Annotated in this window: 2 protein-coding genes; both read left to right on the forward strand. The window is 67.2% G+C overall.

Annotated elements, in window-relative coordinates:
- Positions 1–906 (forward strand): aldehyde dehydrogenase family protein (locus DU29_RS0128755; protein WP_028624786.1); only part of this gene is annotated, 906 nt, incomplete at its 5' end.
- A gap of 10 nt (positions 907–916) precedes the next feature.
- A partial coding sequence (locus DU29_RS0128760; protein ID WP_028624787.1) for an alpha/beta fold hydrolase occupies positions 917–1,240 on the forward strand: 324 nt, incomplete at its 3' end.

A 1,240-nucleotide genomic window follows, 5' to 3' on the forward strand; every position in this document is an offset into this window, starting at 1 on the left:
ACCACCGCTCTGCTCGGTGAAGTGATGAACGCCGCCGGCGTGCCGGCTGGCGTGTACAACGTGGTGCATGGCTTCGGCGGCAACTCGGCCGGCGCCTTCCTCACCGCCCACCCGGATGTCGACGCCTACACCTTCACCGGCGAGACCGGCACCGGCGAAACCATCATGCGCGCCGCCGCCAAGGGCGTGCGTCAGGTGTCGCTGGAGCTGGGCGGCAAGAACGCCGGCATCGTGTTTGCCGACTGCGATCTGGACAAGGCCATCGAGGGCACCCTGCGCTCGGCCTTCGCCAACTGCGGCCAGGTCTGCCTGGGCACCGAGCGGGTGTATGTCGAGCGGTCGATCTTCGACGAATTCGTCGCCCGCCTCAAGGCCGGCGCCGAGGCCCTGGTGATCGGCCCGCCGGACGATGCGAGCAGCAACTTCGGCCCGCTGGTCAGCCTCAAGCACCGCGAGAAGGTCCTCAGCTACTACCAGCAGGCAGTCGATGACGGCGCCACTGTCGTCACCGGCGGCGGTGTGCCCGAGATGCCGGCGCACCTGGCCGGCGGCGCCTGGGTGCAGCCGACCATCTGGACCGGGCTGGCCGACAATTCGGTGGTGGTCACCGAGGAAATCTTCGGCCCCTGCTGCCATATCCGCCCGTTCGACCGCGAGGAGGAAGCCATTGAACTGGCCAACAGCCTGCCTTACGGCCTGGCCTCGGCGATCTGGACCGAGAACGCTTCGCGCGCCCACCGCGTCGCCGGGCAGATTGAGGCCGGCATCGTCTGGGTCAACAGCTGGTTCCTGCGCGACCTGCGCACTGCCTTCGGCGGCAGCAAGCAGTCGGGCATCGGGCGCGAAGGGGGTGTGCACTCGCTGGAGTTCTACACCGAGCTGAAAAACATCTGTGTGAAACTCTGAGGACCTGGTCATGAACGCACCGCAGCAAAGCCCTGAAATCGGTCGCGAAATCCTCGCCGCCGGCTATCGCACCAACCTGCACGACAGCGGCGAAGGCTTCCCGCTAATGATGATCCACGGCTCCGGCCCCGGCGTCACCGCCTGGGCCAACTGGCGCCTGGTGATGCCCGAGCTGGCCAAGCGCCGCCGGGTGATCGCCCCGGACATGCTGGGCTTCGGCTACAGCGAACGCCCGGCCGATGGTCAGTACCACCAACAGCGCTGGGTCGAACACGCGCTTGGTGTGCTGGATGCCCTGGGCATCGAACAGGCCGATCTGGTCGGTAACTCCTTC

Source organism: Pseudomonas sp. Ant30-3 (assembly GCF_000690905.1).
Lineage (GTDB): Bacteria > Pseudomonadota > Gammaproteobacteria > Pseudomonadales > Pseudomonadaceae > Aquipseudomonas.